This is a genomic window from Micromonospora sp. C51 (assembly GCF_018070435.1).
Lineage (GTDB): Bacteria > Actinomycetota > Actinomycetes > Mycobacteriales > Micromonosporaceae > Micromonospora > Micromonospora sediminimaris.
This window is the reverse complement of the sequence record NZ_JAGPXQ010000001.1, coordinates 571,117-595,444: the sequence shown is the minus strand read 5'-3', so window position 1 is coordinate 595,444 and position 24,328 is coordinate 571,117. Positions and strand designations below refer to the sequence as shown.

The following is a 24,328-nucleotide window of genomic DNA, read 5'->3' as shown; positions in this document are numbered from 1 at the left end:
GGGGAACGGCACGGCTATCGGGTGGTGAGTCCCAGGCTGATCGTCCTGGTCAGGGTGGCCTGGTCGTCGTCGCCGTCGAGCGACCAGATCATCGCCCCGCCCAGGCCGGCCCGGCGGATGTAGAGCGTCTTCTGCAGCACCACCACCGGATCGTCGTACGTCCAAAAGGTCGTGCCGTCGAACAGCCAGGCATGCCCGGCGCGCAGGTCGCGGTGGACGGTGAAGCCGTCCCGGGCCAGGTTCTTGAGCTGTTTGTAGTCCTCGAAGCCGGCGGCATGGGTGGCCGGCGCGGGCCCGGTGGCCGGCTGGAACAACCCGTTGCCACCGCCGGTGACGCCGGTCCACCCCTGGCCGTAGTAGGGAATGCCGAGGACCAGCTTGTGCCGGGGTGCCCCTCGGGCGATCCAGCCGTCGATCGCCACCTCGACCGAGAAGTCCGGGTCGTCCGGCGCACCCTTGGGTACGCGCAGCGCCGACTGCTGGTTTGTCACCGCCTCCCAGGTGCCGTGGAAGTCGTAGCCCTGCACGGTGGCGAAGTCGAGGTACTTGAAGATCTTGCGTCCCTCGTAGCCGGCGTCCATGGTGGCCGGGTTGGCCGGGAGGAAGGCGGTCAGTGGGTGGTGCCGCCGCGTCTGCCGGCCGTACGCGTCGAGCTGCCGACGGAACTCGGCGAGCAGTTTGGTGAAGTTCTCCCGGTCCTCGGGGCGGATGACGTTGCCGGGTTCGCCAGGCCAGTTCGGCCACTCCCAGTCCAGGTCGATGCCGTCGAACACGCCCGCGGCGGCGCCGGGACCGCCGCTGCCGCCGTCCAGGATCGGCAGGTTGCCCTTGAGGTAGAGGTCGATGCAGGAGGAGACGAAGGCCCGGCGGGAGGCGTCGGTACGGGCGGCGTTGGAGAAGTACGTGGACCAGCTCCACCCACCCAGGGAGATCATCACCTTTAGGTCGGGGTGCTTGGCCTTCAGCTTGGCCAACTGGCCGAAGTTGCCGTTGAGTGGTTCGCCCCAGGCGTCGGCGACTCCGTCGACGCTCTCCTCCGCCGGGACGGGACGCTGGTAGTCCGCCCAGGCGTCACCCTCACCCGGACCGCCGTCCACATAGCACCTACCGTCCTCGCTGACGTTGCCGAAGGCGTAGTTGACGTGGGTGAGGCGGCTCGCCGCGCCGGAGGTGTCGAGCTTCTTCACCGGGAACGCCCGGCCGTAGATGCCCCACTGGGTGAAGTAGCCGACCCGGTGGTAGCCGTCGCTGCGGCTCGGCTTGCCGCCGGCGCTGGCGGCGGTTGGTGGTGCGGCGGTGACGAGCAGAGTGGTCAGGGCGACGAGGGCGGTGAGGCGGCGGAAACGGGGTGATCGCATCGGCACTCCCAGGCGGGGTGGGCGAAATCAGTTAAGAGACCTTCCTGATCGATGAAGCTAAGCCGGTCACGGTCTGCGGTCAAGGGCCACCGAAGGCTTACCGCCGCCGGTGGAGCTGAGTTGGACCGGATGTGCCGAGCGCTGTCGGAGGGGACTGTCGGGGGCGGCCAATAGCATCCGGTTGACCGCCGACGAAGGGCCGACCATGATCGAGACCGAGCTGCCAGCCGAGCGCGTCGACCTGCTCCAGGCACTGCGCCAGCACCGCTTCTTCCTGCGCAACACCGCTCGGGAGCTGACCGACCAGCAGGCCGCCGAGCGCAGCACCGTGAGCGAGCTGTGTGTGGGCGGCTTGATCAAGCACGTCACGCACTGCGAGCGCGACTGGGTCGACTTCATCGTCAATGGTCCGGCGGCGATGGGCAGCGCCGACGACCCGGGTGCCTACGAGCGTCATGCGCAGTCGTTCCAGATGCTCCCGGGGGAGACCCTGGCCGGCATCCTGGCGGCCTACGACGAGGCGGCGCGTCGCACCGACGAAATCGTCGCCACCCTGCCCGACCTCGATGCCGGTCAGCCGTTGCCGGAAGCGCCCTGGTTCGAGCCGGGCGCCCGCTGGTCGGCCCGCCGGGTGCTGCTGCACATCATCGCGGAGACATCCCAGCACGCCGGGCACGCCGACATCATCCGCGAGGCCATCGACGGCGCCAAGTCGATGGGTTGACCTGCCGCGCGGGCCCGGACCTGATGCGACAAAGCAGGCTCGGGTGTCCGGACCGTCGGACGGCGGCGGTTGTATCGAGGGACGTCGACTGGGAGACTCGGGCTCATCGACCGCGTCCGGGAGCCGATGCGGTCGCTCGACGGGCGTGGGCGCGCCGTGGATGCCACGCGTCCGGGCGGCCCTCTTGTGCGCGTACCGCCACCGTGACGTCTGCTGTCGACGCCGTCAGCGGTCCGTTGGCCGGTGCCCGACAACCTACCGGTCGTCGGCTGACACAGCCGACCCACCGGTCACCGTCCCTTGGAGGTAACGGATGCTACGTACGCTCGGCGTGGTGCTGACCGCCGTGACCCTGGCCGCAGTCGCCGGAGTCACGGCGGCCGGTGCCGCCGACACCCCGACCGCCCCGACCCCGGTGCCCTTGTGGACCCCGAGTCCGAGTCCGACCCCGAGCCTGACCCCGACCCCGACCCCGACGGTGGCGTGCCCGCCGGCACTGCCGATCAGTGGCATGGTCACCGGGGTCACCGCCACCTCCGTCACCATCAGCTACTCGCTGATGTTCAGTGGCCCACCCTGCGGCTACGACCTGCCCATGACCGTCCTGCTCTTCACCAGCCGTGACGACGCGGCGAAATGGCAGAATCCGGTAGCCGAGGCAATCACCGGGTTGGAACGCAACGGGCAGGTGACGCTCGACGGGCTGACCCCGGACACCGAGTACTGGTTCCGGTTCAGCGACGTCGAGGCCCGGCGTGATCCGTATGTGATCGGTGGTCCGGCGCGGACGGAGCCGTTGTCCCCCTGCGGCGCGACCGCCACGATCGACGCCCGTTGGGGCAGTGGCTTCGTCGCCACGGTCACCGTACGCAACACCGGCAGCGAATCGCTCGACGGTTGGCTCGTCCGGTGGCGGTGGTCCGGTGACGAGCAGATCCAGTCGGTCTGGGGCGGCGTGCCCGACAACTCGGCCGCCGACGTCACAGTCCGCAACGCGCCGTACAACGGCACCGTCGCGCCGGGCGGCACCACCACGTTCGGGCTACTCGCCTCGGCCAGCACGGTGCCGGAGGGGATCACGTTGACCTGCGGAAGCTGACGAGCGATCACGTTGGTCTGCGGACCGCTGGCCGGTCCGCAGACCGACGGGGGCAACGGGTCCCCGGGCAGGGCCGCCGCCGGCACGCTTGACTTTGCATCTTAAAGTAGTTTGCGTGATCGCCAACGATGACCTGCCACCCGAGGACCCGGCCGCCGCCCTGCGACTGATCGACGAGCAGCGGGCGACCGCCGCCCGTCAGTTCGAGCCGGACCCGCGTGCCTACTACTGGCCCTGGGGGCTGGCCTGGCTGATCGGCTTCGGGCTGCACTTTCTCTACTACTCGCCGGGGGATGCGCCCCTGGTCGAGATGCCCTCCTGGCTGCCACTGACCACGTTGTTCGTCCTGCTGGCCGCCGCCGGTGCCGTCAGCACGGTGGCCGGCGCGCGGGCGTACGGGCAGGTGACCGGGGAATCCGCTCGGCGCGGCGCCTGGTACGGCTGGTCCTGGGGGCTGGGCTTTCTGACCCTCTTCGTGCTCGCCGGCCGGCTGTCCGACAGCCTTCCGCCGGACCTGGTCGGCCTGCTCTGGTCGGCCCTCGCGGTGGGGCTGACCGGCATCCTGCACATGGCCGGCGGCGCGATCTGGTTGGACCGACCGCTGTTCCTGCTCGGTGTCTGGATCACCGTGGTGAACCTGCTGGGCACCGTCACCGGCCCCGGCTGGCACGCCCTGATCGTCGCGGTCGCCGGCGGCGGCGGGATGCTGCTCGCCGGACTGCTCGGTTGGCTGCGTCGCCGAGGTCGGCGATGACCGAACTCGACCCGGTCATCCACGCTCAGGCCCGGTTGCGGGTGGTCGCCTCCCTGTCCGCCCTGCCCGAATCCGACCAGGTGGCCTTTCCTCGCCTCCAGGAGATTCTCGGGATGACCGCAGGGAACCTCTCGGTGCACCTGCGGCGGCTGGAGGAAGCCGACTACGTCGCCGTCACCAAGACCCACCGGGGTCGTACCCCGGTCACCCTGATCGCTCTCACCCGTCGCGGTCGCCTGGCCTTCGAGGAGTACACGGAGGCGATCCGGGCGCTGCTCGCATCCGCCGACGCCAAGGAGACGTCATGATTCTCGCAAGGGCCGAGCAGGCCACCCGACGCTACGGTGACGTCCTGGCCCTCGACCGGGTCGACCTGGACGTGCCGGCCGGCGAACTGGTCGGCCTCCTCGGGCCGAACGGCGCCGGCAAGAGCACCCTGCTCAACCTGCTCGTCGGGCTGCGTCGCCCCACCGGCGGCCGGGTGCTGCTGTTCGGTGGCGATCCCCGCGACCCCGCGTGCCGCCGGTGGGTCGGGGTCACTCCACAGGAGACCGGGCTGCCCGGCTCGCTCCGCGTCGGTGAGGTGGTCGACTTCGTCGGCGCGCACTTTCCCGACCCGGTCCCACGGGCCGAGCTGCTCGGCCGGTTCGGTCTGGGTGACCTGGCCCGACGACAGACCGGTGGTCTGTCCGGGGGACAGCGGCGACGGCTGGCGGTGGCGCTGGCCTTTGTCGGTCGGCCCCGGCTGGTCCTGCTCGACGAGCCGACCACCGGCCTCGACGTGGAGGCCCGGCACGCGCTGTGGGACGCGATCCGCGCCTTCCACGCCGACGGCGGTACGGTCCTGCTCACCAGCCACTACCTGGAGGAGATCGAGGCGCTGGCGCAGCGGGTGGTGGTCATCGGGCAGGGCCGGGTGCTCGCCGACGACAGCGTCGGCGCGATCCGCGCCGTGGTCGGTCTGCGCCGGGTCAGCCTGACCGCCGACGACCTGCCGACCCTGCCGAACGTGGTCCGGGTGGAACGGGACCGGGAGCGGATCCACCTGCTCACCGCCGACGCCGACCAACTGGTCCGCGATCTGGTCACCGCCGGTGTGGCCTTCCGCGACCTGGAGGTCCGACCCACCTCGCTGGAAGAGGCGTTCCTCACCATCACCGCCGAGAGCCGGCCGGCGGACGCCGGCGTGCCGACCACCGCCTGAGGAGACCGCCGTGCAGTACGCCCTGGCCCACGCCCGCTATCAACTGCTGGAACTCGTCCGGACTCCGGTCGCGGTGTTCGGCAGCGCCTTCTTTCCAGCCGTCGCGATGCTCTTCTTCGTGGTGCCCGCCGTCGGTGACAACCCGGTCGGGGCCACCTACGCCACCGCCGCCATGGTCACCTTCGCGGTGCTCAGCGCGAACGTCTTCCAGTACGGCGTCGGGGTCGCCGAGGATCGGGCCCAGCCGTGGGATCCGTACCTGCGGACCCTGCCGGTCGGGCCGGCGCCCCGGTTCGCCGGGCGGGTGCTGGCCGGCCTGACCCTGACCTACCTGTCGCTGCTGCCGGTGGTGCTCATCGCGGCGCTGCTCACGGAGGCGCGAACCACCGCAGCGGGGTTCGCGCTGGCCGCCGTCGCCGTCGCGTTGGTGTCGGTGCCGTTCACGCTGATGGGGCTGGCCATCGGGTACGCCCTGCCGAGCAAGGCGGCGATCGTGGTCGCCCAACTGGTGTTCTTCCCGCTGGCCGTGGGCGGTGGTCTGCTCACCGCACCCGGGCAGGCACCCGCGTTCATCGAGGCGATCGCACCGTTCCTGCCGACGCGGGGCGCGGTCGAGCTGATGTGGACGGCGGTGGGCGACTTCCGGCCCGAACCGCTCTCGATGGTCATGCTGGGGGTGTGGATCGTCGGGCTGGCGGCACTCGCCGGCTGGGCGTACCGGCGCGACGAGGGACGCCGCTTCTCCTGACCCGGTCACCGCGTCCGGCATAGGGTCGGGGCATGCCGGAGATCGTCCAGTTGCTGGCCTCGCCCGTGCACCGGTTCGTGGGCCGGCCGGCCGATGGGCCGGCGCCGGCGGCGGCCGGTGAGCTGGTGGACGAGATCCAGGTCCGGGCCGAGCTGGGCATCGTGGGGGACCGGTACTTCGGCAAGGCCGCGCACCGGCAGGCGAGCGTCACCATCATCGCGGCCGAATCCCTGCCGGCCGGGACCGGCCTGGCTCAGGTACGGCGCAACATCCTGACCCGGGGCATCTCCGTGGACGACCTGGTCGGCTCGGTGCTGGTGCTCGACTCGGGCCAGGGTCCGGTGCGGCTGCGGGCGAACCGGGCGGCGCACCCCTGCGCCTGGATGGACGTGACCATCGGCCCCGGCGCGTGGCGTGGCCTGCGTGGCAGGGGAGGCCTCCGCTGCACTCCGTTGACCGACGGCATCCTCCGGGTCGGCCCGGTCGACGTGACGATCGAGGACGACCCGGCGCGGCGGAGGTGAGCCCACTCACCCGCGGGCGGACGAGTAGTGGACCTGCGCGCGGTCGTGGTCGCCGAGCGCGGCGGCGAGGTCACCGAGGTGACGGGCGACCGGGCCGAGGGTGAGCACACCGCTGCCGGCACCGGCCAGCTCGCCGTCGGCGGGCAGCAGGTCGGCGTACGTGGCGCGGATGCGGGACCGGTCGCCGAGCGCGAGGGCGGCCCGGGCGACGAGGCAGCCGCGGGCCTCGCGCAGCAGGTCGTGCGGCGAGTCCGGCACGGCCTCCAGGGCCTCGGCGGCCTCGGTGCGATGACCGGCGGCGAGCAGCAGCAGCGGACGGACCCAGGGTTCGTACGGGCCCCAGTCCTCGTCCCGCCAGCGGACCGTCTCGCCCGGTGTCGGTTCGCCGCCGGTGGTGAGACGTAGGCAGAACAGCGCCAGCGGGGCCAGCCCCCGCGCCATGCCGGGCAGTTCGTCCGCGGGCAGGGCGTGATCCGCTTCCCGGTAGGCGGCCTCCGCCTCGGCGGGCCGCCCCTCGATGGCCAGCCGCAGGGCCGCGTACCACCGGGTGAAGAGACCGACCAGGGGCAGCTCGTAGCGACGGGCGAGGTGGTCGGCGGCCGTGGCGCGGGCGTCGGCCGTGGCCAGGTCGCCGACCGCGCAGTACGCCTGCATGGCAATGAGGTGACCGAGCACCTCGAAGGTCACCAGATTCCGCGAGCGGGCCACCTCCGCCAGCTCCACGCCGAGCCGGGCCCGCTCCGGCGCCAGGCCGGCCCGGTGGAAGGTGTGCAGATAGCGGGCGTTGAGCGCCAACGCGAGCAACGGCACGTCGCCGGTCCGTCGGGCGATGTCCTCCGCCTCGCGGGCGGCCCGGGAGCCGCGATCACCGGTGCTGCCGCGCAACTCCAGCGCCAGGGTGGCCAGCAGGTGACCTCGGCGCGTGCGGTCGTCCGGAGGCAGGCCCGCCAGTGCCGTCTCGACGGCCAGCGCGACCTGCCGGGACAGCGGCTCGTCGTCGTTGCGGGTCCAGATCGCCGGTACGTCGAAGGCGGTGAGCACGTCCGCCAGCAGCTCGGGGTCGTCGAGTCGCTGCGCGGTGGTGATCGCGGCGGCCCGGTGCCGGCGGGCCTGCGCCAGCCGCCCGGTGACCGCGAGGGCCCGTCCCAGACCCATCTGCGCCGCCAACCGGCCGCGCGCGTCGCCGTCGGTGGCCCGGTCGTACGCGGTGACCGCCTGTTCCCAGAGCCGGACCGCGTCGTGCGGGGCGGCCCGCGCCTCGGCCTGTTCGGCGGCCGACCGCGCGTAGCGGGCCGCACGGCCGGCGGTGGCCTGGTTGCCGGCGGCGGTGAAATGGTGGGCGAGGGCGGCGGTCTGGTGCGGGTGCAGCCGTTCCAGAGCCTCGCCGGTGGCGGCGTGCCATCGGGCGCGGCGGGCCGCCGGCAGGTCGTCGTAGAGGGTGTCGCGGACCAGGATGTGGGTGAAGCGCAACTGCCCGGCCGTACCGTGCGCGCCGAGGAAACCGGCCTGTTCGGCCTGGTCGAGAGCGTCGAGGACAACCGGTTCCGGCTCGCCGGTCAACGCCGACAGCACCTCCGGGTCGACGTCGCGGCCGACGACCGCCGCCTGCCGCAGCAGGGTGCGGGTGGCTTCCGGCAGCTGCGTGAGGCGGTGCCGGATGACGTCCCGCACCCCGGCGGGTACCCGGGCGAGCGCCTGCGGACCCTCGGCGGCGAGCAACCGGGCCAGCTCGCGGACGAAGAAGGGGTTGCCGCCGCTGCGGTGGTGGATCGACCTGAGGGTGGTGGCGTCGACGTCGAACCCGACGACCGCCCGGGTCAGCTCGGCGGTCGCCACCTCGGGCAGGCCGGTGAGGTAGACCCGGGCCGGTTCGCGGGGTGCGAGCCGGGCCAGCGTCGCCGTCAGCCCGGCACCGACCTGCGACGTGCGGTACGCGGCGACGATCATGACGGGGCCGCTGGCCGGTGCGGGCTCGGCGAAAAGGCCGGTGAGCAGGTCCAGGGTGCCCTCGTCGGCGCGGTGCAGGTCGTCGAGGACCAGTAGCACCGGGGCCTTCCGGGCTGCCGTGTCGACCAGCGAGATCGCCTCGCGCCGCAGGTGGAACCGCAGCGTCTCGAGGTTCCGTTCACCGCCGTCGCCGGGCACCGGTCCGGCGACGGCCGGCGGTGCCGGCGTGGCCTGCTGTGCCGGCCGGACCCGCTCCGTCAGCGCCTGGTTGATCTGCGTCCAGGGCCAGGCGGTCGGCGCACCGTCGTACTCGGGGACGCGGCCCCAGGCGGTCACCCAGCCATCGGCCGACAGGCGGCGGGTGAGCGCGTCGAGCAGGGCGGTCTTGCCGGCGCCCGCGTCACCGGAGATCAGGGCGACAGCCGGCACACCGTCCCGGGCCGTTTCGGCGGCGACTCGTACGAGGCGGTCCAGTTCCGGTTCGCGGCCGACGAAGGGACGCCGCCCCGGCGGCACGTCGGGACGTTCCGGGGTCGTGCCGTCGGTCCCGGCCGGCACCCCGGGAGAGGAAGCCGGCACCGGCGTCGGCACCGGCGTCGGTGGGGTGGGCGTGGTCGGGGCGAGGTGCGGCGCCTGCCGGAGGATGTCGCCTTCGAGCTGACGCAGCCGGGGCCCAGGGTCGATGCCGAGTTCGTCGACCAGGGACGCGCGGACCCGGCGCAGCGCGGCGAGGGCCTCCCCCTGCCGGCCGGAGCGGTACAGCGCGACGATCCACAGCCGCCAGATGTCCTCGCGCAGCGGGTGGGCCTCGGCGTCGTCCCGCAGCACGGTGGCGGCCTCGACGTCGCGCCCGAGCGCCATCAGCGCCTCGGCTCGCCGCTGGCTACCGAGCAACCGCAGGTCGTCGAGGCGGTTGATCTCCCCACGGGCCCATCCCTCCCCGTCGTACCCGGCGTAGGCGGGCCCTCGCCACAGGGCGAACGCCCCGTCCAGGCCGGTCAGCGCCGCCTCGGGGTGGCCCTGGTCGAGCAGCCGTCCGGATTCCACCACCGCCGCCTCGAACCGCCAGGCGTCGACGGTGTCGGCGGGGGCGCGCAGCGCGTACCCCGGGGGTGTGGTGATCAGCAACCGGGCCGGTCGGCGGGCCGGCCGCTCCGGCTCCAGGGCCCGTCGCAGATCGGCCACGAAGGTACGGATCGCCGCGATCGACCCTTCCGACGACGGGTGCCAGAGATCGGCGAGGAGTTGGTCGACGGGGACCACCCGGCCCCGGGCGATCAGCAATCGGGCGAGCACGGCGCGGTGCCGGGGACCCTTCAGCCCGACCGGTAGACCACCGGCCCACGCGGTTACCGCACCGAGCACCCCGAAGGACACCGCCGGAACCGTGTCCTGCCTGGTCATGTGACCACTCTAGGGCGAGTGCCGATCATGGCGGCGGTCCACCGGCACTCATCGGGCACTCATCCGATGCTGATCCGGCCCGGCGAACCTCGGTGTCGACGACCGGCAACCGCCGATCGACACCCACGTGATCCGGAGGACCTGGAATGACCCCGCGCATCAGCGGCTTCGACCAGCAGCGCGTTCCCGTCGCCGACGGGGTGGAACTGCACGCCGCCGTCGGCGGCTCCGGCAGCCCGATCGTGCTGTTGCACGGCTTCCCGCAGACCCACCTGATGTGGCGGCACGTCGCCGCCGACCTGGCCGCCGACCACACGGTGATCGTGCCGGACCTGCGCGGCTACGGCGCCAGCGACAAGCCCGCCGATCCGGACGGCACCGCGTACGCCAAACGAACCATGGCCGCCGACGTGGTCGCGCTCGCCGAGGCGCTCGGTCACGACCGGTTCGCGTTGGCCGGTCACGACCGGGGAGCCCTCGTGGCCATCCGCGCCGGCCTCGACCACCCGGACCGCATCACCCGTCTCGCCATTCTCGACGTGCTGCCGACCCTCGACATGTGGGACGTGCTGCACGGCGTGGACGCGGCGGTCGGCTTCCACCTGTACCTGATGGCGCAGCCACCCGGCCTGCCCGAACAGATGATCGCGGCGAGCGCCGACGCCTTCTTCGGCCACTTTCTGGACGTCTGGACCCGGGACCCCGGAGCCATTCCCGCCGACGTACGCGCGGCGTACCTTGCGGCGTCCCGCGCGTCGGTGGACTCGATCGTCGCCGACTACCGGGCCACCGCGGGCATCGACGTCGTCCACGACCGCGCCGATCGGGCGGCGGGTAACCGGCTGCGGATGCCGGTGACCGTGCTTCAGCAGGACTGGAGTGCGGCTCTGGGGTATGACGCCGCCGGGTTGTGGCGTGGCTGGGCGCCGGACCTGGTGCACGAGACGGTCACCTGCGGCCACTTCATGGCCGAGGAGGCCCCGGCCGACGTGGTCCGGGCGCTGCGTGCGCTGCTGTCCCGGGAACCGGTCCGGCCGGCGTGACGGCGCGGGCCCGGCCGGGGTCACCGGCCGGGCCGCCACCGGCCTACGGATAGGCGGTCAGGTACGACACCTGGTTGCTGGCGTTGACCGTGTTGCCGACACTGTTGATCATCCGGTTGATCGTGCCGACGCCGCCGAGGGACACGGTCACCATGTTGGTGAACCGCACGTTCGGGTTGTTCGGCACCTCGAACGAGCGTTCGGCGACCACCGACGGGTCGACGTTGAAGTAGGCGTAACTACCCAGCCCCCACGCCTGGTGACTGGTCACCGAGTCGGCCACCTTGTACGCGGCGTAGCCCCGGGTCGAGCCGTTCATCCAGGCCGCCTGGTTGGGTGGGTCGTACGGCAGTTCGTTCTGGTAGAAGTACGTCCGCCCGCCGTTGCCGTTCCAGATGGTCTGGTACTTCTGGTAGTGCTCGACGAAGAGGCCGTACATGGTGACGTCGTCGCCGTTGACGATCAGCCCGGTGTCGGCGGTGTTCACCGTCCAGCCGACGCCGTCGCCGTGGTCGGCCCGCCACAGCCACATGTGGTCGCCGATGACGTTGTCGCTGTTGACCACCAGGCTGGTGGCGGCACGGCCGACGCCCGGCCCGCCGATGCGGAAGAAGACGTCGTGCAGCGAGGTGGGATTGGCGGCGTGGCTGGCCGAGGAGCCGGTCGGGCCCACCTCCATCAGCACCGGGGAACTGACGGCGCCGGCCTCGAACATGATGCCGGCGACCTTGACCCCGTCGACGTCGGCGACCCGCATCGCTACGGTGCCGTTGTCAGCCTGGATGGTGGCCAGCCCGAGGCCGAGGACGACGGTGTTGGCCCGGTTGACCTGGATGGGTTCGGTGACCCGGTGCACGCCCGGGGTGAACAGCAGGTGCCGGCCCTGGGCCAGGGCGTTGTTGATGGTCGCCGCCGAGGTGCCCGGCCGGACGATGAAGAAGTCGGCCAGCGAGATGGACGAGCCGGCCGGGGTCTTGTTGTACCAGCTGGTGCCGGAGGAGTTGGCGCGCAGCGCCGGCACGAAGACGCGGTACTCCCCGGTGCCGTCGACGTAGAGGAAGGGCTTCTCCCGGATCAGCGGGGTCGTGGGGATGACCGTGTGCGACGGGTTCGGGAAGTTCGGGGCCGGCGCGCCGGCCACCCCCTGGAAGACCATGTTCCACACCGAGCCGGTCCAGCCGTTGCCGAATTCGCTGTTGCGCGAGTACCACTGCTGCTGCGAGCCGGAGACCACCAGCCCGTCGATGCGGGTGTCGGCCATCAGCCCGCCGCTGGCCCAGCCGGTGTATCCGTCCCAGAGCTGGATCTGGTTCTGGCCGCCGCGCAGGTGCATCCGCCGGTACGGCGCGGCCTGCGAGACCGCCCACCGTTCGACGACCACCCCGGCGGGCAGGGTCACCGACAGGTTCTCCGCGGCCCGCCAGAAGTTCTGCGTGGCGTTGCCGCCGAACCAGGCCGCCTCGGCGCGGACGTGTCCGTTGAGGTTGACGTCGTCGGGGGACATGCCGAGCCCGGCGACCTGGGTGAAGAAGCCGAGGTTGACGTCGGCGGTGTAGGTGCCCGGCTTGAACAGCACGGCGTACCGCTGCGGGCCGAACTGGTTGGTCTCCTGCTGGCTGAAGATGGTGTTCAGCCGGCTCTGGATGGTGGCGGTGGGGGTGGCGGGATCGAACACGTACGTGTTCGGGCCGAAGTTGGGGTTCCGTGGGTCGGTCGGTTCGACCGGTTCGCCGGGTCCGCCACCGCCGGTCTCGCCGTAGACCTGGAACTCCCAGAGCGAGTAACCGTAGCCGGTGGCCCGCTGGGTGCCGTACATCCGGACGTAGCGGCCGCTGCCGGTGACGGTCAGCGTCTGGGTGCCGCCGCCGCCGTTTGTGGTGCTGTGGATGGTGGTCCAGGCGGCGCCGTCGTCGGAGGTCTGGATCTGGAAGGCGCGGGCGTACGCGGCCTCCCAGGTCAGGGTGACGCCGGTGATGGTGGCGCGGCTGCCGAGGTCGACCCGGAGCCACTGGGGGTCGCTGAAGGCGCTGGACCAGCGGGTGCCGGTGGAACCGTCGACGGCCGCCGAGGCGGGGAAGGCGCCACCTTCGGTGGAGGAGGCGGTGGCCGGCCGGCCCTGGGAGAGCAGAACCGGTGCGGCCTGGGCAGGGGACGCGCCGACGGTCGGAACCAGCGCGGCCACCAGAGCCACCGCCAGTCCGGCGAGCAGGCTGCGGGTGGGCGGTCTGCGGCCTGGCGTGGATGGTACGAGGGAAACGGGTGGTGTCATGACGTCGCCTGTCGGTCGAGGGGCTGCTGACGACGGGCGCGACGGGGATTCGGGACGGGCTGACGCTGCCGCACGATGCCGCCGGGTTGGCACCGCTGTGGGGGAGCGCGCTTGCCGAAGAGTGTTGCGGCGACGTTGCGCCGCCGTCAAGACATCGACCTGCATTCACCCTATTGATGACCCTGGGTGAACCTCACTCAGCGTGTAACTCCCCGCCGCCCTCCCGAACCGCACTCACCCCGCTTTGCTCTGCTTCAACCCACGCACTAGCCATTGAGCAGCGGTGACGCATGGGAGGTGATGCGCCGTTCGCCCGCGTGTCGACACGGATCGTGACCGTTGCGTCGGTTGAAGCAGAGCAAAGCGTGCGGTGGGTAGGTTGCTGGTCGGACGTGATGTCGCCGAGGGTTACGGTCGGCGGACGCGGCCGCCGGGATCCCGGTGGGAACAATGCGCACGGCGGAGGGCTGCCCGGTCGTCGTATGACGGCCGGCCGAGGCGGTGACGGGCGGATCCTGCCGGGTTCCCGGGGCCTGTGGCGGTGGGTGTCGCCGTCAGCGGCGGATGCCGCCGTTGGCGAGCAGGCGGGCGATCGGGAGGGTGGCGGCGCCGAGCGCGACCGCGTCGACGCCGAGCCGGCCCAGTTCGATGGTGGCCTGCGCGTACGGCGCGCGGAGAGCCTGGCGGCCGGCGGCCGCGCGGATGGCGGGCAGCAGCCCGCCCAGCGCCATCGCGGCCCAGCCGCCCAGCACCACCCGCTCCGGGTTGAACAGGTTGATCAGGTTGGCCACACCGGCACCCAGGTAGTCGGCGGTCTCGTCGAGTACCCGCCGCGCGGTCTCCGACTTCTCCGCCGCCGCCACCAGCGCGCCGAGCTGGGACTCCTCGTCATCGCCGGGCACCGGTCGGCCGCGCCGGGCCTCCCGGTAGCGGTCGATGACCGCCTCGGCCCCGACGTACGCCTCCAGGCAGCCCCGAGCGCCGCAGCGGCACGACCGCCCGCCGTACACCAGGGTGGTGTGACCCCACTCGCCGGCGCTGCTGGACGCGCCCCGATAGGTGACGCCGTTGGTCACCACGGCCGCGCCCACGCCGGAGCCGACCAGGGCGAACACGGCATGGCGGGCACCCCGCCCCGCGCCGAACCACATCTCGGCCTGGCCGAGGGTCTTGGCCCCGTTGTCGAGGTGCAGGGGCAGATCGGTGCCCTCGGCGATCAGCCGTTCCAGCGGCACCCGGTGCCAGCCCAGGGTCTGCGCGTCCACGACCGCGTGGGCGCCCTGTTCGACCACCCCGGAGACGCCGATGCCGACGCCCAGCACCTCGGACCGGGCGACCCCGGAGTCGGCCAGCACCCGGTCGATGCCGGCCAGCACGTGACCGGCCACCGTCACCGGCTCGGTGCCGTTGTGCTCCAGCGGGTACTCGACGCTGCCCAGCACGGTCATCGTGAGGTCGAACAGTTCGACGCGTACCCGGGTCTCGCCCACGTCGACGCCGACCACGACGGCGTGGCGCGGTGCCACCCGCAGCATCATGCTCGGCCGGCCGCCGTCGGACTCGGCGGCACCGGCCTCCATCACCAGGCCCTCGTCGATCAGGTCGCCGACCACGTTGCTGACCGCCGGCTGGCTGAGCCCGGTGCCCCGGACGAGATCCTGCCGGGTCAGTGGTCCGTCGAGGAAGATCCGGGACAGCAGGGCCGACCGGTTGCGCAACCGGACGCTGCGATTCGTCGCCCGCGCCAGCTCCACGTGTCACCTCATCCTGTCGGCCGCCCCCGGGCGACTGTACGACCCCGTGCTTGACGACCCTCCGCCGAACCATTTTAATGACGACATTAATTAAGCCGTGATGTAACTCCCTCCACCACCACGACCCTGAGACCGAAGGGGCAGACCGTGTCGAGACGACACCTTGCGATGCTCACCGCGACCGTCCTGGCCGCCGCGTCGCTGACCGCCTGCGGTTCCGGCGGCGAGCCGGGCGATGGCGGCAAGACCCTCACGTACTGGGCCAGCAACCAGGGCGCCAGTCTGGAGGCCGACAAGGAGATCCTCCAGCCCGAGCTGGACAAGTTCGAACAGCAGACCGGCATCAAGGTCAACGTCGAGGTCGTGCCCTGGTCCGACCTGCTCAACCGACTGCTGGCCGCCGCCACCACCGGGCAGGGCCCGGACGTGGTGAACATCGGCAACACCTGGTCGGCTTCGCTGCAGGCCACCGGCGCGCTCGTCGAGTTCGACGACGCCACCCTCGACAAGGTCGGCGGCAAGGACCGCTTCGTCCCCGCCGCCCTCGCCGCCGCCGGAGCGCCCGACAAGCCGCCGGCCGCCGTACCGCTCTACAGCCTCGCCTACGCGCTCTACTACAACAAGCAGTCCTTCGCCGACGCCGGCATCACCGCCCCGCCGACCACCTGGGAGGAGGTGGCCGAGGTCGGCCGGAAGCTCACCGGCGACGGCAAATGGGGCCTCGCCGTGGAGGGGGCCAACCCGTCGGAGAACGCCCACCACGCCTTCACCTTCGCCCAGCAGTACGGCGGAGAGTGGTTCGACGCCGCCGGCACGCCGACCTTCGACACCCCGCAGAACGTCGCTGCCGTCAAGCGCTACGTCGACCTGATGGCCGTCGACAAGATCGTCAACCCGAGCAACGCCGAGTACGCGCAGAACCAGTCCGTCTCCGACTTCGCCAACGGCAAGGCCGCGATGCTGCTCTGGCAGGCCGCCGGCGCGAACCTCAAGTCACAGAACATGGCGGCCGACGCCTACGGGGTGGCCCCGGTGCCGTTCCTGGCCAGCCCGCCGGCCGGCGGCAAGCAGGTCAACAGCATGGTCGCCGGGATCAACATCGCGGTGTTCAAGCACACCAAGAACCTCGACGGGGCGTTGGAGTTCGTCAAGTTCATGACCAGCGACACCGAGCAGGTCACGTTGAACAAGACGTACGGCTCACTGCCGGCGGTCGGCACCGTCGCGGCCGACCCGGCCTTCGCCGCCGACGAGCAGAAGGTCCTCGCGCAGACCCTGGCCACCACCGCGGCGCCGCTGCCGCAGGTGCCCGAGGAGAGCACCTTCGAGACGCTCGTCGGCACCGCCATCAAGGAACTCTTCGCCGACGCGGCCAGCGGCAGGCCGGTCACCGAGGACAGCGTCCGGGAGAAGCTGACCCGGGCCCAGCAGCAGATGCGCTGACCACGGACCGCTGACCGTGGGAGGTGCCGCCGACCCTCCCACGGTCAGCCCGCGAAGGGACCTCGATGACCACGACCACCTCGCCACCCGCCGCCGACCGCGTCGCAGGCACCGGCCGGCCGTCCCGACCCGCAGCCCGCCGCCGGCCCCGCCGGTCCCTGCTGCCGTACCTGCTGCTCGCCCCGGCCGTTGTGCTGGAGCTGGCGATCCACGTCGTCCCGATGCTCGTCGGTGCGTGGATGAGCCTGCTGGAGCTGACCCAGTTCCACATCCGCGACTGGTCCGGGGCGCCCTTCGTCGGGCTGGACAACTACCGGGTGGTGTTCGACCTCAACTCCGCCGCCGGAGCCGAGTTGCTCCGCTCGTTCCGGGTCACCGTGCTCTACACGGTGCTGTCCGTGGGCCTGTCCTGGATGCTCGGCACCACCGCCGCCGTGCTGCTGCAACGACCGTTCCGGGGCCGGGCCGTGCTACGGGCCCTCTTCCTCACCCCGTACGCCCTGCCGGTCTACACCGCGGTGATCACCTGGACCTTCCTCTTCCAGCGCGACACGGGCCTGGTCAACCACGTCCTGGTCGACCAGCTGGGCCTGGTCGACGAGCCGCCGTTCTGGCTGATCGGCGACAACAGCTTCGTGGCGCTGCTGATCGTCTCGATCTGGCGGACCTGGCCGTTCGCCTTCCTCTGCGTGATGGCCGGTCTGCAGAACATCCCGGACGAGCTGTACGAGGCGGCCGCGATGGACGGCGCGGGGTTCTGGCGGCGGCTGCGCTCGGTGACCCTGCCGATGCTGCGCCCGGTGAACCTGGTCCTGCTGCTGGTGCTCTTTCTCTGGACCTTCAACGACTTCAACACCCCGTACGTCCTCTTCGGTGGCTCCGCCCCGGCCGAGGCCGACCTCATCTCGCTGCACATCTACCGCAGCTCGTTCCAGACCTGGGACTTCGGCACCGGCTCGGCCATGTCGGTGGTGCTGCTGCTGTTCCTGCTCCTGGTCACCGCCGGATACCTGCTGCTGACCAACCGACGGAGGAACGATGCGTGAGACCGCCGCCGAACGCTGGTCGCGCCGGATCGTGCTGACCCTGCTCGCCGGCTTCGTCCTCGTCCCGCTCTACGTGATGGTCAGCTCGGCGCTCAAACCGTTGCAAGATGTGCAGGGCGCCTTCACCTGGTGGCCCCGGCGTCCCACGGTGCAGGCGTTCGTGGACATGTGGTCGACGGTCCCGCTCGGCCGCTACCTGCTCAACAGCCTGCTGGTGGCCAGCGTCGCCGCCATCTTCTCGGTCAGCGTGGCGATCTTCGCCGCGTACGCGGTCAGCCGTTACCGGTTCCGGGGCCGGCAGGTCTTCTCGGTGACCGTGCTGTCGACCCAGATGTTCCCCGGCATCCTGTTCCTGCTGCCGCTGTTCCTGATCTACGTCAACCTCGGCAACGCCACCGGCATCGCGCTCTACGCCAGCCGTACCGGCCTGATCATCACCTACCTGACCTTTTCGTTGCCATTCTCGATCTGGATGCTGGTCGGCTACTTCGACTCGATCCCGCGTGGGCTGGACGAGGCTGCCCAGGTCGACGGTGCCGGCCCGCTGCGCACCCTGTTCCAGGTGGTACTGCCGGCCGCGGTGCCCGGTGTGGTCGCGGTGACCGTGTACGCCTTCATGACCGCCTGGGGCGAGGTGCTGTTCGCCTCGGTGCTGACCAACGAGGACAGTCGCACCCTCGCCGTCGGTCTCCAGGGCTACTCCACCCAGTTCAACGTCTACTGGAACCAGGTGATGGCGGCCTCGCTGGTGGTGAGCGTTCCGGTGGTCGCCGGGTTCCTGGCGTTGCAGCGTTACTTCGTCGCCGGCCTCACCGCCGGGGCGGTCAAGTGAGCCCGTCCATCACCAGAACCGAGGAGAAACCGCCCGTGCCGGACCTGTCCACGCTGCCGCCCGACTTCCTCTGGGGTGTCGCCACCTCGGCCTATCAGATCGAGGGCGCCGCCGCCGTCGATGGCCGTACGCCCTCCATCTGGGACACCTTCTGCAAGCGGCCGGGCGCGATCGACAACGGCGACACCGGGGAGGTTGCCTGCGACCACTACCACCGGTGGCCGCAGGATGTGGCGCTGATGCGGGGCCTCGGCGTCGGGGCGTACCGTTTCTCGGTGGCCTGGCCCCGGGTCCGCCCCGACGGGGTCGGCCGGGTGAACGCCGCCGGTCTGGACTTCTACGACCGCCTGACCGACGGGCTGCTGGCCGCCGGTATCCGGCCCCACGTCACCCTCTACCACTGGGATCTGCCGCAGGCGTTGCAGGACCGGGGTGGCTGGCCGCGCCGGGAGACCGCCGAGGCGTTCGCCGATTACGCCGCGGTGGTCGCGGCCCGTCTCGGGGACCGGGTGAGCGACTGGTGCACCGTCAACGAGCCGCTCTGCGTCGCCTGGATCGGTCACCTGGAAGGGCGGATGGCGCCCGGCGAGCGGGATCTGGGCCGTGCCGTGTCCGCCGCCCACCACGTGCTGCTCGGGCACGGCCTGGCCACCGCCGCGATCCGGGCCCACGCCGACCGGCCGGCGTCGATCGGCCCGGTGCTGAACCTGAGCCCGATCGACGCGGCCAGCGACCGTCCCGCTGACGTGGCCGCCGCCCACCGGATGGACGGGCACGTCAACCGCTGGTGGCTGGACCCGCTGCACGGTCGCGGCTACCCGGCCGACATGGTCGAGACCTACGGCGTCGAGCCGCCGGTACGCGGCGACGACCTCGCGGTGATCGCCGCGCCGGCTGACTTCCTGGGCGTCAACTACTACTTCCGGCAGGTGGCGGCCGACGACCCGGACGGCCCGGCGCCGTACGCCCGGCAGGTCCCGGTGCTCGGGGCGGCGCACACCGCGATGGACTGGGAGGTGCACCCCGAGGGCCTGGAACGGCTCCTGGTGGAGGTGAGCCAGGAGTACGCCCCGGCCCGGATCCTGGTCACCGAGAGCGGCTCGGCCTGGCCGGACGTGGTCACCGCCGATGGCACGGTCGACGACACCGAGCGCATCGACCACCTGGAACGCCACCTGGCCGCCTGTGCTGCGGCGGTCGGCCGGGGTGCGCCGCTGGCCGGCTACTTCGCCTGGTCGCTGCTGGACAACTTCGAATGGGCGTACGGCTACGACAAACGGTTCGGTCTGGTGCACGTCGACTACGCCACCCAACGGCGGACGGTCAAGGCCAGCGGCCACCGCTACGCCGAGCTGATCCGCTCCCACCAGCGGCGCACCGCGACGGTCGACACCGTCGCGGTGCGCGGATAAGCGGGCCGACGGGGCCCGGGACGCCCCGGGTGCCGCGCCGGGCGGCACCCGGGGCACCGTGCTTCGGCCGGATGGTCAGGATTCGGGCTCGTCGTCGCGCTTCGGCAGCGCCCAGGGGTCGATCGGGACGGGCAGGACGCTGATCTCGTCGGCGCGGGCGCGTAGCTTGCGGGCCAGGGACTGATTGGCGAGGCTGAAGCCGATGGTGAAGCTGTCGGTCATCCCGGCGTTCGGCGTCACCGTGTCGGCCTGCTGGCGCAACTCCCTGGCCAGCGCGTTGCGCCAGCGCGTCTCGGCCGCGTTGAGCCCGCACTCCGCCTGTGCCACGGCCAGCCGGTGCCAGAGAGCCAGCAGTTCCTCCTCCCTGGCTTGAAGGGCGTCACGTGCCTCCGGCAGCGTGTCGATCTCCGGTAGCGCGGCCAGGACGAGGTTGGCGATGGCTGACGCCATCTCGGTGGAGTTCACCCCGGTGTCGTGGCCGTAGCGAACGAGTTCGTTTCCGATCAGGATCCGCCGATACTCCTCCCGGGCTGCGGGGTCGGCCGGCAGCCCCGCGACGCGTGACGAGACGGCCAGCCGTACGCTGTTGGGGCGCTCATCCGGCACCACGGGTGCGGAGCTGTCAGTGGCGACGCCGGGACGCGGCTGCGGGCCGACGGTGGTGGCGCGCGCCTCCAGGGCACGTACGAAGGCGTCGAAACCGGCGGTGAATCCGATGGCATAGGTGCCGGTCTTCGTCGCGGTGGTCCGCCGTAGCAGCCGGGCCTCCGCACGCAACGCCTCGCTGAGGCTGGTCCCCGGTGGCGGCAGCTCGACGGTCCAGGGGCTGCGGTCGAGTTCTGCCTGCACCCGCTCGATTGTCTGCTCCAGCGTGGCCTGGGCGGCGCGGGCATCGTCGAGCAGACGCAGGTCGGGCAGCACGTCGAGGATCTCGCGGGCCATCGCCAACGGCACGTCTGCGGCGGTCCCGGGCAGCGCCCTGGCCAGCACCGTCGCGACGGTGCTGCGGCGTTGCTGATCTGCGTCGACCATTCCCGACCTCATCTCGGTGGCGGCCGGGCGGTTGACCCCCAGCGGTCACGACGCCCTTGGCGGATCCGAGGACTCTACAGTAGACGGTGGGACAACCACCGCCGGCGCTCAGTCGCTGAACTCGGCGCGGTCGATGGTGAAGAGGGTGCCGGCGCCGCCGGTGAAGACCAGGTAGAGGTCGTGGAAGCCGTTCGCGGCCGACGGGCTGGTGTCGATCGCTGTCGTCGTGGTCACCCAGTCGGTGCCGGACCCCGATGGCACGGTCATCGAGCCGACCAGCGGACCGTCTGGGCTGCCGATCCGTGCCTCGATGACTCCGCCGGCCTTCGGGGCGACGGTGGCGTGCAAACGAAGTTGGCCCTTCTGGTCGGCGAAACCCGCCGCCGAACCGTCCGCGAAGTTGACGTTCGTCCAGCGGAGGTGGCTGCCGTCGCGTACGCCTGTGACGACCTTGCCGTGCTCGGGCGTCCTGGTCACCCGCAGCCCGGCGGACTGCCCGTCGTTCTCCTCGGCCAGATAGGTGGAGAAGACGTCCTTGCGGTCGGGCAGCGCGGGCAGCTCGGACCACTTCGGTACGAACGTGGTCACGCTTCGACCCCGCAGCTTCGTGTGGAAGGATCCGTCGTGGGTGCGGATGTCGGCCAGCTTCTTCATGTTCTCGTTGCCCGACGTGCGGTACGGCACCACCGACGGACGTGGACCCTTGCCGGCGGCGACGTAAGAGACACACTCGCCCTGGTTGCGGAAGGTCGGGTTGTCGAAGTTGGCCCAGCCGCCTCGCTTGCAGTCCTGCCTGGTCTCCGGTGGCAGCGGGAAGCCGCCGGTGAGTTCGACGGTGAGCGGGACGTCGTTCGGGTTGTTGTTGACCACGACGATGGTGAAGTCGTGCGTCGACTCGTCCTTGTACGCGGTGACCGTGACCCCGGGCGCGGGCGTGCTGGTGGCGTCGATCATCACGTCGCCGGGGTCGAGGAAGCGGCTGTACTGGCCGAACGTGTAGTACCGCTTGAAGATGCGGTACTGGCCGTTCTCGGTCGGGTTGCCGCTCTGCGGGGTGCCGGTGTTGACCAGGCGGATCAGGTCCGAGCCGTCCGCGCCGTTGTTCGCCACCGGCCACCACCAGAAGTAGGCGCCCAGCCGGGTCTCGCCGAACAGGTTGCCGATCAGGGTCGCGTAGCGCAGGCCATCGCTTATCGTGTTGTTGACGAACAGCCGGTCGCGCGGCGCGCCCTGGTTCATGTACTCGGTCTGCCAGATGGTCTTGCCCAGCGTGTGTGAGGTGGTGAAGGCGGTGGGCGCGGCCCGGGTGGCGTCGTCGATCAGCCCGGCGTAGCCGTGCGCGGCGACGACGTCGACGTACCGGTTCGCCGCCGGGTCGCTGATCGCGGGCAGCGCGTACCCCTCGTGGAAGGCGACGCCCTCGCCGAGCACGATCTTCGCGGTCACGCCCCGTCGCTCGAACGTGGGACCGAGGTGGTCGCGGACCAGGACGCGCAGTTCCTCGGCGGTCCACTGGCAGCTGGAGTACCCGGTGGAGATGTCGGGTTCGTTGGTCGGGGAGAGGTGCGTGATCCTGATGCCGAACTCGCGCTCGTAGCCGAGCACGTACTCCGCGAGGTAGTCCGCGAACGCCTGGTACATGTCGGGTCGAAGCTTGTTCGGCGCGCCGGTGGGGCTGGCGGAGGTCACGCTGTTGTTCTGCTTCATCCACGCCGGTGGGCTCCACACGCTGGCGAGGATCGTCCCGACGCCGCGTGCCTGCGCCTGCCGCATCAACCAGATCTGGTACGCGTCGAAGTCGGCCTTGCGCTGCGCCCAGTCGGGCCGATCCCACACGAAGGCGCCCGGCTCCGGCTCGATCGTCTGCGTCGGGCCGTCGTAGAGCTGGTCGCCCCACACGCCGCCGTCGCCCACCATGACGCGCACGATGTCCAGGCCGATCCCCGCCCGATCGTCGAAGATCATGTCAAGCATCTGCGAGGTGAGCGGCTCGCCGAGCCGCCGGACGCCGCCCGCCTTGTGGAAGGCGAAGGACCCGCCGAAGCCGTCGACCGTCTGCCGCTCGGCGCTCCAGTCGACCACGGCGGTGGGTGGGGTGGCGGGCCGGTGCGCGATGCCGCCCCCACCCGTCGCCGCCACCAGGCTTCCCGCCGCGACCAGGGCGGTGGCCAGCCGGATCGTCCACGTCGTCGGTCGTCGCATCAAGGATTCCCCCGTCGCTGCAACCACCCGGCGGTACGGCCGGCGGGAACGCGGTCAGCCACACCATCGCGACGCCGTGGGTGGTGATCCATTGACGTCTGCGGATCAAGGCTATGGGTTGGCGTATCGACGGGCAAGGCGGATCGGTCACCCGGATCAACGACCGGACGGCGACGTCGTACCTCCCCGATAGTGTCGCCGCGATTCGTACACGGGAGGAGTCCGGATGGTTCAGGAACAGCAGGCCGAGTTCGTCGATCGGGACCTACAGGGGGCACGGTTCATCAGGTCGACGTTGGCCGGGGCGGTGATGCGCGGCGTCGAGGTGCGGGGGCTCGACATCGACGCACCGTGGTTGACGGAGGGGTCGCTGCTGGTCAACGGGGTCGACGTCGTGCCGTTGGTCGAGGCCGAGCTGAACCGGCGGTTTCCGGGTCGGGAGCTGAGGCAGGCCGAGGATCCGGAGGGACTGCGGGCGGCATGGGCGGCGCTCGAACGGGCCTGGGCCGCGGCGGTCGAGCGGGCGACCGCGATGCCCGCCGGTGCCGTCGACACCTCGGTCAATGGCGAGTGGTCCTTCGCGCAGACGCTGCGGCACCTCGCGTTCGCCGCCGACGCCTGGTTGGGCAAGGCGGTGCTACGCCTGCCGCAACCCTTCCACCCGCTCGGGCAGCCGCACGTCGAGTACGCGACGGACGGCTTCGACACCTCGATCTTCGCAACGGAGCAGCCGGCGCTGTCCGAGGTGCTCGACCTGCGGGCCGAGCGGCAGGCCATGGTCCGCGAGTTCCTCGCCACCGTCACCCCGGAACTGCTCGCCGAGCCTCGACGGAACCCGTGGTCGGCCGAGACCGAGGTGTCGGTCCGGCGCTGCCTGCACGTGATCCTCGGCGAGGAGTGGGAGCACCTGCGCTTCGCCCTGCGCGACCTCGCGACTGTCGGCAACACGCGGGCCGACGGCTGACCACCTGAACTGCGCCTGCGCGAGGGGCCGGCTATCCGGCAGCCGAAGAGCGGGCTCGTCGTGCGAGGGCGTCTCGAAGAAGATCCAGGTGTCCGCGATGCTGGGCGGTCTCCTCGATCATGTGCAAGAAGATCCACCGGAGGCTCACCGGGCCGCCGCCGAACGATGGTTTGGCGGCGCGATCGCTGAGGTCCACGAAGCAGGCGGCGGCGCGTCGGCTCCGTTGGCACGCAACCGCGTACAACGCAGCCAGGTCGGCGGGAGAATCCTGGCGAGCGGAGTGGAAGTCCCAGTCCGGGTCGACGTCCAGCGGCGCCGACGCCCAGGGCTCGGGCGCCGGGACGCCGAGGAGCCTCTCCTGGAACCAGAGGTCTTCCACCCGTGCCAGGTGCTTGGCGATGCCGCCGATGGTCAGGTCCGTCGCCGGCAGCAGCCGGGTCGCCGCGTCGTCACGACCGAGCCCGTCCAGAGTGTCGAGGACGCATTGGCGATGGAAGTCAAGGAACTGTTCCAGGGTGCTGCGTTCGTCCGCTGCCACGTCCGGGAATCCGACCACCGGGCAAGCCTTC

General features: G+C 71.4%; 20 protein-coding genes. 13 read left to right on the top strand and 7 right to left on the bottom strand.

Translation table 11 applies throughout. The features are described from left to right. Nucleotides 1–14: 14 nt before the first annotated feature. On the bottom strand, nt 15–1,358 hold the full coding sequence (locus KBX50_RS02705; RefSeq protein ID WP_210934270.1) for a glycoside hydrolase family 18 protein: 1,344 nt from the start codon (nt 1,356–1,358) through the stop codon (nt 15–17). Between the two features lie 205 nt (nt 1,359–1,563). On the opposite strand from KBX50_RS02705, the gene KBX50_RS02700 reads away from it, so the two are divergent. The 7 genes from KBX50_RS02700 (at nt 1,564) to KBX50_RS02670 (ending at nt 6,411) form a co-directional block, all read left to right on the top strand. Continuing rightward, nucleotides 1,564–2,082, top strand: coding sequence for a DinB family protein (locus tag KBX50_RS02700; RefSeq protein WP_210934269.1), 519 nt, complete (start codon nt 1,564–1,566; stop codon nt 2,080–2,082). A 313-nt stretch (nt 2,083–2,395) separates the two neighbouring features. After that, nucleotides 2,396–3,181 (top strand): cellulose binding domain-containing protein, encoded by a 786-nt coding sequence (locus tag KBX50_RS02695; protein WP_210934267.1) that lies wholly within the window; start codon nt 2,396–2,398, stop codon nt 3,179–3,181. A 115-nt stretch (nt 3,182–3,296) separates the two neighbouring features. After that, nucleotides 3,297–3,935: a transporter gene (locus KBX50_RS02690; protein WP_210934266.1), complete on the top strand. Its 639-nt coding sequence runs from the start codon at nt 3,297–3,299 to the stop codon at nt 3,933–3,935. Then, complete coding sequence (locus tag KBX50_RS02685) at nt 3,932–4,243, top strand: transcriptional regulator (protein WP_210934265.1); 312 nt, start codon at nt 3,932–3,934, stop codon at nt 4,241–4,243. The genes KBX50_RS02690 and KBX50_RS02685 overlap by 4 nt, the downstream gene beginning before the upstream one ends. Further along, a complete protein-coding gene (locus KBX50_RS02680; protein ID WP_210934264.1) occupies nt 4,240–5,139 on the top strand; it encodes an ABC transporter ATP-binding protein in 900 nt (299 codons plus the stop codon). The genes KBX50_RS02685 and KBX50_RS02680 overlap by 4 nt, the downstream gene beginning before the upstream one ends. A gap of 10 nt (nt 5,140–5,149) precedes the next feature. Beyond that, nucleotides 5,150–5,887 carry an ABC transporter permease gene (locus tag KBX50_RS02675; RefSeq protein WP_093407032.1) on the top strand — a complete coding sequence of 246 codons (738 nt, stop codon included), beginning with the start codon at nt 5,150–5,152 and terminating at the stop codon, nt 5,885–5,887. A 32-nt stretch (nt 5,888–5,919) separates the two neighbouring features. Continuing rightward, a complete protein-coding gene (locus KBX50_RS02670; RefSeq protein ID WP_210934263.1) occupies nt 5,920–6,411 on the top strand; it encodes a molybdenum cofactor biosysynthesis protein in 492 nt (163 codons plus the stop codon). Between the two features lie 6 nt (nt 6,412–6,417). Here the strand turns inward: KBX50_RS02670 and KBX50_RS02665 are convergent, their stop codons facing one another. Then, complete coding sequence (locus tag KBX50_RS02665) at nt 6,418–9,762, bottom strand: BTAD domain-containing putative transcriptional regulator (protein WP_210934262.1); 3,345 nt, start codon at nt 9,760–9,762, stop codon at nt 6,418–6,420. Nucleotides 9,763–9,908: 146 nt separating this feature from the next. Here KBX50_RS02665 and KBX50_RS02660 point away from each other — a divergent pair, with 146 nt between their 5' ends. Then, the gene (locus KBX50_RS02660) at nt 9,909–10,805 is read left to right on the top strand and encodes an alpha/beta fold hydrolase (RefSeq protein ID WP_210934261.1); all 897 of its coding nucleotides are present in this window, start codon (nt 9,909–9,911) and stop codon (nt 10,803–10,805) included. A 43-nt stretch (nt 10,806–10,848) separates the two neighbouring features. On the opposite strand, the gene KBX50_RS02655 is transcribed toward KBX50_RS02660, so the two are convergent. Continuing rightward, entirely contained in the window at nt 10,849–13,074 is a 2,226-nt protein-coding gene (locus tag KBX50_RS02655; protein ID WP_210934260.1) for a discoidin domain-containing protein, read from the bottom strand. A gap of 554 nt (nt 13,075–13,628) precedes the next feature. Continuing rightward, on the bottom strand, nt 13,629–14,828 hold the full coding sequence (locus KBX50_RS02650; protein ID WP_210934259.1) for an ROK family transcriptional regulator: 1,200 nt from the start codon (nt 14,826–14,828) through the stop codon (nt 13,629–13,631). Between the two features lie 147 nt (nt 14,829–14,975). Between KBX50_RS02650 and KBX50_RS02645 the strand changes: the two genes are divergently transcribed. The 4 genes from KBX50_RS02645 (at nt 14,976) to KBX50_RS02630 (ending at nt 19,561) form a co-directional block, all read left to right on the top strand. Then, entirely contained in the window at nt 14,976–16,271 is a 1,296-nt protein-coding gene (locus KBX50_RS02645; RefSeq protein WP_210934257.1) for a sugar ABC transporter substrate-binding protein, read from the top strand. A 65-nt stretch (nt 16,272–16,336) separates the two neighbouring features. Beyond that, entirely contained in the window at nt 16,337–17,317 is a 981-nt protein-coding gene (locus tag KBX50_RS02640) for a carbohydrate ABC transporter permease (protein ID WP_210934255.1), read from the top strand. Continuing rightward, a complete protein-coding gene (locus KBX50_RS02635; RefSeq protein ID WP_210934253.1) occupies nt 17,310–18,149 on the top strand; it encodes a carbohydrate ABC transporter permease in 840 nt (279 codons plus the stop codon). Before KBX50_RS02640 ends, KBX50_RS02635 begins: the two co-directional genes overlap by 8 nt. A 35-nt stretch (nt 18,150–18,184) precedes the next feature. Further along, complete coding sequence (locus KBX50_RS02630; protein ID WP_210934251.1) at nt 18,185–19,561, top strand: GH1 family beta-glucosidase; 1,377 nt, start codon at nt 18,185–18,187, stop codon at nt 19,559–19,561. Between the two features lie 75 nt (nt 19,562–19,636). On the opposite strand, the gene KBX50_RS02625 is transcribed toward KBX50_RS02630, so the two are convergent. Next, nucleotides 19,637–20,593, bottom strand: coding sequence for a hypothetical protein (locus KBX50_RS02625; RefSeq protein ID WP_210934249.1), 957 nt, complete (start codon nt 20,591–20,593; stop codon nt 19,637–19,639). A gap of 108 nt (nt 20,594–20,701) precedes the next feature. Further along, nucleotides 20,702–22,795 carry a glycoside hydrolase gene (locus tag KBX50_RS02620; RefSeq protein WP_210934247.1) on the bottom strand — a complete coding sequence of 698 codons (2,094 nt, stop codon included), beginning with the start codon at nt 22,793–22,795 and terminating at the stop codon, nt 20,702–20,704. Between the two features lie 226 nt (nt 22,796–23,021). Between KBX50_RS02620 and KBX50_RS02615 the strand changes: the two genes are divergently transcribed. Continuing rightward, nucleotides 23,022–23,759 carry a DinB family protein gene (locus KBX50_RS02615; protein WP_210934245.1) on the top strand — a complete coding sequence of 246 codons (738 nt, stop codon included), beginning with the start codon at nt 23,022–23,024 and terminating at the stop codon, nt 23,757–23,759. A 31-nt stretch (nt 23,760–23,790) separates the two neighbouring features. On the opposite strand, the gene KBX50_RS02610 is transcribed toward KBX50_RS02615, so the two are convergent. After that, nucleotides 23,791–24,315, bottom strand: a complete 525-nt coding sequence (locus KBX50_RS02610; RefSeq protein WP_210934244.1) for a DinB family protein — start codon at nt 24,313–24,315, stop codon at nt 23,791–23,793. Nucleotides 24,316–24,328: the final 13 nt, after the last annotated feature.

Bases quoted from the DNA above. Each gene is read 5' to 3' on its own strand.
- KBX50_RS02635 (WP_210934253.1), top strand. From the start codon at position 17,310: ATGCGTGAGACCGCCGCCGAACGCTGGTCGCGCCGGATCGTGCTGACC.
- KBX50_RS02615 (WP_210934245.1), top strand. From the start codon at position 23,022: ATGGTTCAGGAACAGCAGGCCGAGTTCGTCGATCGGGACCTACAGGGG.
- KBX50_RS02655 (WP_210934260.1), bottom strand. From the start codon at position 13,074: ATGACACCACCCGTTTCCCTCGTACCATCCACGCCAGGCCGCAGACCG.
- KBX50_RS02665 (WP_210934262.1), bottom strand. From the start codon at position 9,762: ATGACCAGGCAGGACACGGTTCCGGCGGTGTCCTTCGGGGTGCTCGGT.
- KBX50_RS02680 (WP_210934264.1), top strand. From the start codon at position 4,240: ATGATTCTCGCAAGGGCCGAGCAGGCCACCCGACGCTACGGTGACGTC.
- KBX50_RS02620 (WP_210934247.1), bottom strand. From the start codon at position 22,795: ATGCGACGACCGACGACGTGGACGATCCGGCTGGCCACCGCCCTGGTC.
- KBX50_RS02660 (WP_210934261.1), top strand. From the start codon at position 9,909: ATGACCCCGCGCATCAGCGGCTTCGACCAGCAGCGCGTTCCCGTCGCC.
- KBX50_RS02705 (WP_210934270.1), bottom strand. From the start codon at position 1,358: ATGCGATCACCCCGTTTCCGCCGCCTCACCGCCCTCGTCGCCCTGACC.
- KBX50_RS02685 (WP_210934265.1), top strand. From the start codon at position 3,932: ATGACCGAACTCGACCCGGTCATCCACGCTCAGGCCCGGTTGCGGGTG.
- KBX50_RS02625 (WP_210934249.1), bottom strand. From the start codon at position 20,593: ATGGTCGACGCAGATCAGCAACGCCGCAGCACCGTCGCGACGGTGCTG.
- KBX50_RS02670 (WP_210934263.1), top strand. From the start codon at position 5,920: ATGCCGGAGATCGTCCAGTTGCTGGCCTCGCCCGTGCACCGGTTCGTG.
- KBX50_RS02700 (WP_210934269.1), top strand. From the start codon at position 1,564: ATGATCGAGACCGAGCTGCCAGCCGAGCGCGTCGACCTGCTCCAGGCA.
- KBX50_RS02695 (WP_210934267.1), top strand. From the start codon at position 2,396: ATGCTACGTACGCTCGGCGTGGTGCTGACCGCCGTGACCCTGGCCGCA.
- KBX50_RS02640 (WP_210934255.1), top strand. From the start codon at position 16,337: ATGACCACGACCACCTCGCCACCCGCCGCCGACCGCGTCGCAGGCACC.